Origin of the sequence: Devosia psychrophila, assembly GCF_000971275.1 — a bacterium.
Taxonomy (GTDB): Bacteria; Pseudomonadota; Alphaproteobacteria; order Rhizobiales; family Devosiaceae; genus Devosia; species Devosia psychrophila.
This window is the reverse complement of record NZ_LAPV01000036.1, coordinates 1-7,838: the sequence shown is the minus strand read 5'-3', so window position 1 is coordinate 7,838 and position 7,838 is coordinate 1. Positions and strand designations below refer to the sequence as shown.

General features: G+C 61.4%; 8 protein-coding genes and 2 pseudogenes. All 10 read left to right on the top strand.

Features of this window, described 5'->3' with window-relative positions; all coding sequences use genetic code 11:
- Nucleotides 1-353 (top strand): annotated as a pseudogene (locus WH91_RS24530) (hypothetical protein); the annotation flags it as partial.
- 60 nt (nucleotides 354-413) lie between these two features.
- Nucleotides 414-1,454, top strand: coding sequence for an ABC transporter permease (locus tag WH91_RS03165; protein ID WP_046169573.1), 1,041 nt, complete (start codon nucleotides 414-416; stop codon nucleotides 1,452-1,454).
- Nucleotides 1,451-2,791, top strand: a complete 1,341-nt coding sequence (locus tag WH91_RS03160; RefSeq protein WP_052952553.1) for a sugar ABC transporter ATP-binding protein — start codon at nucleotides 1,451-1,453, stop codon at nucleotides 2,789-2,791. Before WH91_RS03165 ends, WH91_RS03160 begins: the two co-directional genes overlap by 4 nt.
- Before the next feature lie 45 nt (nucleotides 2,792-2,836).
- Nucleotides 2,837-2,992, top strand: a complete 156-nt coding sequence (locus WH91_RS24525) for a hypothetical protein (RefSeq protein WP_158409505.1) — start codon at nucleotides 2,837-2,839, stop codon at nucleotides 2,990-2,992.
- Entirely contained in the window at nucleotides 2,989-4,005 is a 1,017-nt protein-coding gene (locus tag WH91_RS03155; protein ID WP_052952552.1) for an ABC transporter permease, read from the top strand. Before WH91_RS24525 ends, WH91_RS03155 begins: the two co-directional genes overlap by 4 nt.
- A complete protein-coding gene (locus WH91_RS03150; RefSeq protein WP_046169572.1) occupies nucleotides 4,002-5,057 on the top strand; it encodes a Gfo/Idh/MocA family protein in 1,056 nt (351 codons plus the stop codon). The genes WH91_RS03155 and WH91_RS03150 overlap by 4 nt, the downstream gene beginning before the upstream one ends.
- The gene (locus tag WH91_RS03145) at nucleotides 5,054-6,226 is read left to right on the top strand and encodes an L-rhamnonate dehydratase (RefSeq protein ID WP_046169571.1); all 1,173 of its coding nucleotides are present in this window, start codon (nucleotides 5,054-5,056) and stop codon (nucleotides 6,224-6,226) included. Before WH91_RS03150 ends, WH91_RS03145 begins: the two co-directional genes overlap by 4 nt.
- 11 nt (nucleotides 6,227-6,237) lie before the next feature.
- Nucleotides 6,238-7,266, top strand: a complete 1,029-nt coding sequence (locus WH91_RS03140) for a hydroxyacid dehydrogenase (protein ID WP_046169570.1) — start codon at nucleotides 6,238-6,240, stop codon at nucleotides 7,264-7,266.
- Between the two features lie 101 nt (nucleotides 7,267-7,367).
- Nucleotides 7,368-7,635 (top strand): annotated as a pseudogene (locus WH91_RS25225) (ribose ABC transporter permease); the annotation flags it as partial.
- A 95-nt stretch (nucleotides 7,636-7,730) separates the two neighbouring features.
- Nucleotides 7,731-7,838: transposase (locus WH91_RS03130; protein ID WP_144408338.1), on the top strand; the 108-nt coding region annotated here is incomplete at its 3' end.

The following is a 7,838-nucleotide window of genomic DNA, read 5'->3' as shown; positions in this document are numbered from 1 at the left end:
TCAACATGCTGGTCACCTCGTCAGACTTTCTCATCCCCCAGATCAAGCAGGCCCTAACCGTGGCCGGGAAATGGAAGAAGTCGAGCGAGGATGGCCACGTGCTGTTCGCCGGCTTTGATGGCGACGATGGCCAGTATCAGGCGATTCTGGACGGCTACATGGACGTCGGCGGCGTGCAGGATCTGTTCTTCGAAGCCGATCTCGCGATCGGCGCCATCCAGAAGATACGCGCCGGTGAAACGGTGGACAAGCTGCTGCTCGACCCCGGCTTCGTGCTGACCCAAGCGCGCCTCGAAGAGGACCGCGACCGGTCTTGGGGCTATGCTGTGTGGAAAGAGGCCCACGGCGGCTAACCCCGCCCTTGCAGCCCGTCGAATCTGACGGGCTGCTGTTTCCCCTAAAGGATCGCAGCGATGGCTCAAATTCAATCGGCCAGTGGCCCGCAGGTGGGTAGGACCAGTGCGCGCTCCTGGTTTGTCCGGGGGCTGACCTCGGACTATCTGGTGCTAGCCTTGACCGTGGTCTACGCGTTGGCGCTGGGGCCATTCGTTCCCACTCTCATCAGCTGGGCCAGTGCCCGTGAAGTCCTGATCGCGATGATGCCGCTCCTAGTGCTCGCTATCGGGCAATCCTTCGTAATGGTTATCGCCGGGATCGATCTGTCGTTGACCTCGATCGCGGCCCTCGCCAGCGTGGTCGCCGCCTCGATCATGACCGGTTCGGGCGGCTATCTGGCGGGCTCGGCCTTGGCCACGCCCGTCGCCCTCGTGGCATTCCTTGGGATCGGTGTCCTCTGCGGGATGCTCAACGGCTATTGCGCCGCCCGGCTGCGCATGCCAGCCTTCATGGTCACGCTGGTGCTGCAGATGTTTTTGTCCGGCGTCGCGGTCTGGTACACCTCGCTCCACGTCGAGGCTGTTAGCATCGGCAATCTGCCGCGCAGCTTTGTGGCAATCGGCAGCGGCAATATCTTTGGCGTGCCCTACGCCGTGTTAATTGCGGCGGCAGTCGCGCTGGCCGCCCATCATCTGCTCAGCCGCACGGTCCTTGGACGCTGGCTTTACGCGGTGGGGATCAACCCGCGCGCTGCTCAGGTCTCGGGCGTACCGGTGGCGCGCGTAGTGTTGCTGGCCTTCGTTCTGAGCGGGCTTTGCGCGGCCATCGCCTCAATCATCTATACCGGACGGCTGGAAACTGGCACCCCGGTCTTGGCCGATCGCGTGCTCCTTGATGTGATCGGCGCCGCAGTGATCGGCGGGGTCAGCCTCTTCGGCGGCAAGGCCAAGATCTTGGGCGTCTTTTTCGGCGTGCTGTTTCTATCGGTGGTCGACAAGGGGTTGCAATTGCTCGGGATGTCGCAGTTTGTCGTGTTTGCCGTCAAGGGAGGATTGATCCTACTCGCTGCGCTCCTTGATGCACTGCGGAACTACCTGCTGTTGGGAGCCGACCGATGACCGAGCGCGGTCAGGCTTTGCCGCCACTTTTGGAACTGCGCCAAGTGTCGAAGCAGTTCTTCGGCGTCACCGTGCTCAAGCAGATGAGCCTGACTGTCCATGCCGGCGAAGTGGTAGGGATGGTGGGCGAGAACGGTTCGGGCAAATCAACCACCATGAACCTGATTAGCGGCATCCTTCGCGCCGATGGCGGCGAGATGCTGGTGGATGGGGCGGCCTACGCCCCGCTCAATGCCAAGGATGCGGTGGAGGCCGGCATCGGCCTTATCCACCAAGAGCTCAATCTTTTCGCAAACCTTTCCATCGCGGAAAATCTGGCGATCCGCCAGTTCCCCAAGCGCTGGCCCGGCCTGCCCTTCATCGATGGTGCAAAGATGCGGCGCGACGCCACTGCGATCCTGGCCGAAGTGGGACTTGAGCTCGATCCGCGTACGCCTGTCAACCTCCTGCCCCCCGGCGAACGCCAGCTGGTGGAAATCTCCAAGGCGTTGGCGCAGCGCCCACGCCTCTTGATCTTCGACGAGCCAACCACGTCATTGACCTCGCGCGAGGCAGAGCGGCTGTTCGCTCTGGTCGACCGTCTGCGGCGCGACGGGATCGGTATGATCTATGTCAGCCACATCCTAGAAGACGTGCTGCGCTTATGCGACAAGGTCGCGGTGCTGCGCGACGGGGCTTTGGTAGACAACGCGCCCAACGCGGAAATGGACGTGCAGCGCTTGGTCCGCGGCATGCTCGGCCGCCCCGTCGAGGAGCTGTTTCCCGCTCGCACTGCTCCTTTGGCCCGCCATGTCGAGGCACTTTCAGTCAACGGCTTGACGCGGTCCGGTCAGATCCGAGACGTCGGCTTTACAGTTGGTACCGGCGAAGTGGTGGGCATTGCCGGTCTCATGGGGTCAGGCCGCTCGGAAACCGCGCGGTGCCTTTTTGGCCTTGATCCGGTTTCGGCGGGAACGGTCAACGTGGCCGGCAAACCAGTGTCGCCCCTTACTCCCGCCAACTGCATGTCGGCGGGCATGGCATTTCTTACTGAAGATCGGCGAGGGGATGGGCTGCTGATGTCCCAGTCGATCGAGCAGAACGCCGAACTGGCCATGCTGGCGGACTTGGAAGGGGGCATGCTGGCCTCTGTGCCGCGCCACAAGCTGGCCGCCGCGGCTGCGGCGATGGCGCAATCGATGCATATCCGCGCCCGTAATTTTGATCGCCAGCCGGTGCAGAGTCTTTCAGGTGGCAACCAGCAAAAGGTGGTACTTACCAAGTGGCTGATGCGCGCCCCGCGGGTGCTGCTGCTCGACGAGCCGACGCGCGGCATCGACATTGGCGCGCGCAGCTAGATCTATGGCCTTATTGCCAGTCTGGCTGAGGGCGGCGCAGCCATCGTGATCATTTCGTCCGACCTCGATGAGCTGTTCGGCACCTGCGATCGCATCCTGGTTATGGCGCATGGCGAAATCGCGGGCGAACTGGCGGCACCACAGTTCGATCGCGCCACCGTGCTGCGCCTAGCCCAAACCAAGCAACGGATGTCGGCATGACCCCCCAGCGAAACCTTGTACCCAACCTGCTGCGCCTCACGCCGCTCGCGATATTTGTGGTCATCACCGTGGCGCTGACCTTCGCTTCGCCCCGGTTCCTTGACGTTACCAACCTGCTCAACATCCGCGTCCAGTCCTCCTATATCGCCATCATCGCCATCGGCATGACCTTTGTGCTGTTGATCGCGGGCATGGACCTGTCCGTGGGCGCCAGCATGTATGTATCGGCAGCTATCGTGGGACTGTATTTTTCGGGCCTGCCGGTGTGGCTGGCCCTGCCACTCTCTATGCTGATCGGCGCGCTATTTGGGTCGGTCAATGCCGTGCTCGTTGTGGTCCTGCGCATCCCCGCGTTTGTCGCCACGCTTGCAACGCTCTTTATCGGCCGCGGACTGGCTCTGTTCATTTCGCAAACCAAGATGGTGTTTGCCTCCGACGCGATCCTGGCCTTCGCCCAAACGGCAGTGCTGGGCGTTCCGCTGGTCATCTGGACGCTGGCAGTACTGATGGCAATCGCTCTCGTGGTGGAGCGGATGACCCCCTTTGGTCGGTATCTGTTCGCCATCGGCTCCGACCAGACCGGCGCGATCAAGGCGGGTTTGCCGGTCTGGCGCACCATCTTCACGGTTTATGTCGTGTGTGGCGCGCTGGCCGCGCTGGGAGGCTTTGTATCCTTTAGCCAGACCGCTGTCGCTTCCTCCACCTTCGGACTGGAAAAGGAATTCGCGGTTGTCGCCGCGGTGGTGCTCGGGGGCACCAGCCTTTTTGGCGGTCGCGGTACAGTGCTCGGCGCGCTGTTTGGCGCGGTGCTGGTGCAGACGGTGCAGAACGGGCTCGTGCTGGTCAATGCCAACCCATACATCTACCCCATCGTGGTGAGCGGCATCATCTTCATCGCCGTGCTGCTCGACAGCGTGCGCACCACCATCGTCGCTCGCCTCAGCGAACGCCGCATCCGGGTCGAACCCAAGACTACGCGCCGCGCCATCGCCCAGACAGGAACCCTGCTGTGACCAAGCGCAAATGCGTCCTCGTGGGCTGCGGATTTTTTTCCGCCTATCATCTGACGGCCTGGCAGCGCCTCGCTAACAGGGTCGAGCTTGTCGCTCTCTGCGATCTGGATCGAGCCCGCGCCCAGGCGCTGGCGGATCGGTTCGGCATCCAGGCGGTGCACACCGACCTCGACCAGTTGCTGGCAACCCAACGCATCGACTTCGTCGATATTGCCACCTCGCCGGCCTCGCACCGCGCCATAGTGGACATCTGCGCCAGGCACGGGGTGCCCGCCATCGTGCAAAAGCCGATAGCCACCAGCTGGGACGATGCCAACGCCATGGTCGAAACGATGGACCGTGCCGGCGTGCCGCTGATGGTGCACGAAAATTTCCGCTTTCAGTCTGCGGTCAAGCACGCGGGCGACTTGGTGCGCGACGGGGCCATCGGGGAGCCGACCTTCGCTCGCTTCACCTTCCGCACCGGATACGACATCTATGCCGGCCAGCCCTATCTGGCGCAGCTGGAACGCTTCGTGCTGCTCGACCTGGGCATTCATGTGCTGGACGTGGCGCGGTTCTTTTTAGGCGAAGTCGCCTCCGTCTATTGCCAGACCCAGTCGATCCGCCCGGGTCTGGCCGGTGAGGACACCGCGACGGTCCTGCTGCGCCATGTTTCGGGCGCCGTTAGCATCGTCGATAGAAGCTACCAGGGCCATCACCAGCCCGACGTCTTTCCCCAGATGCTGGTGGAGATCGAGGGGCGCGACGCCGCGCTGCGGGTCAATACTAACTATTTGGTGGTCGTCACCGACCGCACTGGGCGCCAGAAAACTAGCGTGGTGGCGCCTGAAGGGTTCGGGCCCACCTCCGATCGCTGGCTCCCGACCCAGGACAGCGTCGTCTCCATCCAGCGCCACTGGCTCGATTGCCTGGACCACAACCGGGTGCCCGCCACTTCGGGGGCGGACAATCTCAAGACACTGGCCCTGGTCGAAGCCGCATATGCCTCGGCGGCAGCCAACAGCCCTGTCGTGCCCAGTGCCCCTACCGCTTCAATGGTTCAGTCATGAAAGTCAAATCCGTCAAGGCATCCGTCTATACCTGGCAGGGCCCCACCGCGACGCCCCGGGCTAATCTGAGCACCAATCCGATGGACGCGCTGGGCGGCCTGAGCGACACGATGGGCAGCTTTCGCTTCCACCAATGGCTGATCGTCGAGGTGGAAACCACCGATGGCATCGTGGGGCTGGGCAATTGCGCCCTGGCGCCGCCGCTAGCCAAGCAGATCATCGACCAATACTTGGCGCCGTTGGTCATTGGGCGTGACCCGCTCGATGTCGAGGCGCTGTTTCAGACCATGTATCGCAGCACCATGGCCTGGGGTCGCAAGGGCGTCGGCATGGCGGCCATCTCGGCAATCGACATTGCCCTGTGGGACATCAACGGCAAGGCGATGGGGGTGCCGGTGTTCAAGCTCTTGGGTGGTCGCACCAAGAAACAGATCCCCGTATATGCGTCGAGGCTCTATTCCCAGCCGCTCGATACGTTGGCGGCCGAAGCGCAGGGCTACCTCGATGAGGGCTTCACCATGATGAAACTGCGCCTCGGTTGGGGGCCACAGCAAGGGCCCGCCGGCATGGCCAAGAATGTTGACCTTGTCCGCACCGTACGCGAGACGGTGGGTCCCGACATCGACATCATGATTGAGTGTTATATGGGCTGGACGCTCGAATATGCCCGCCGCATGATCCCACGGCTGCTCGAATTCTCCCCGCGCTGGCTGGAGGAGCCGGTGCTGCCCGACGACATCGCCGGCTATGCCTATCTCAACCAGCATAGTGGCGTGCCCATCTCGGGCGGGGAACATGAGTTTACGCTCCTTGGCTTCAAGCAACTGCTCGATGCGGGTGCCCTCTCGGTAATCCAGTATGACACCAACCGGGTCGGCGGCATCACCGTGGCTCAAAAGATCAACGCCCTGGCCGAAGCCTACCAGGTGCCGGTGGTGCCCCATGCAGGGCAGATGCACAATTATCACCTCACAATGGCCAACCTCAATTGTCCGATTTCGGAGTACTTCCCGGTCAGTGAGGTCGAGGTGGGCAACGAGCTGTTCTATTATCTTTTCGAAGGCGATCCGCAGCCTCGGAACGGCTTCATCGATCTTGACGACACCGTGCCAGGTCTTGGGGTATCCCTCAACAAGGCTCATCTCCACAACTTCAGCGTTGCAGTTTGAAGGACAGCGCCATGATCCCGAACAAGCCTCTCGTCATCAGCGTACCTGAGCCACGCAGCCTCGATCTGATCTTCCGGCCTGAACAGAAGGCCAAACTACTTGACCGCTACCGGATAGTTGAAGTCTGCGAGGCCGAATTCGCCCAACTGGGTGACGACGTGCTTGGGCAGGCGCAGTATATCTTGGGGCAGCCGCCAATCTCGTCGGCGCAACTGGCCCGGCTTGGACAATTGCGCTGCGTCTTCAACGTGGAGAGCAATCTTTTAGACAACATGCCCTATGCCGAGCTCTTTGCCCGCGGGATCCATGTGGTAACGACTGGGGCGGTGTTCGCGCTGCCGGTAGCCGAGATGGGATTGGGGCTGGCGCTTGACCTACTGCGCGACATTACCAATGCCGATCTGGCCTTCCGCCAGGGCACCGAGGCGTGGGGTGGGGATGGCAACGGGCAGGCCCGGCTGCTGTCTGGTGCAAATGTTGGCATCGTGGGCTTTGGCGAGCTGGGCAAAGCGCTGCGGCAGGTGTTGAGCGGCTTCCGTCCCACCATCCGCGTCTTTGATCCTTGGCTGCCCGCATCCCTCTTGGTAGAACAGGAAGTCGTTCCGGCAACGCTTGATGAAGTTCTTGGTCTATCCGACGTCGTCTTTGTGGTCGCGGCAGTAACCTCAGAGAACCAGGGTTTCCTGGGTCACGAGAGCTTTGCTCGCATGCGTGCAGGTGCTTGCTTCATCCTCTTGAGCCGTGCCGGGGTAGTCGATTTCGATGCGATGATGGCCGCCGTGAGACAGGGTCACATCCGGGCCGGCACCGATGTCTTTCCCGAAGAGCCGGTGGCCGCAGATCACCTGATCCGTACTTTACCTGGCATGCTGCGATCGGCCCATCGCGCCGGCGCGCTTGACGAAGCCTTTAAGCGCATGGGTGATATGGTACTTGAAGATATGGATCTGCTTGATCGAGGACTGCCGCCCATGCGCTGCCGCCGCGCAGAACGTGAAACCGTAGCGCGGATGCGATCCAAACCAGTGACACGTAACTAAATTGGAACACAACACACTGGTTCCGGCGCTACAGCGATACCATTGCGTTTCCTAACTTGCAGCAAGCCGATGGCACTTCTCTCTCTAACGAGACACGTGAGGGCATAATGGCCTTTGCAAGGCTTTATGCAGCTGACGGCATACAGCGATGCGAGGCCCATGAGCTCGACGCAAACGCCGCCATGATCTTAGGCGGCACGTCGTTCATCGGCGGAATTGGCTCGGTTTTGGGACATTTTGGTCAGAGCGCTAATTATAGCGGTCGGACTTATCCTATCGGGCAGGCAGGATATCTGGAAGTATATCATGAAAGGCCTATTCCTTTTGGGAACCGTAGCTACTGTTTGCTTTCAGGCTACGGCGTCCTAACGGCCAAGGTCGTGAATGGCGGCGTGGTAATCCCCCCTCTGATTAATCGGGTTTAAAAGTAGAATTTTCTCGTCAATATGAACGAGGAGATTTTGATGAAGATGACGAGATATAGCGAACCGCAGATCCTGGCGATCCTGCGCCAGGCCGAAGGTGGGGTTGGGGTGTCCGATCTGTGCCGAGAGCATGGGATGAGCACTGCC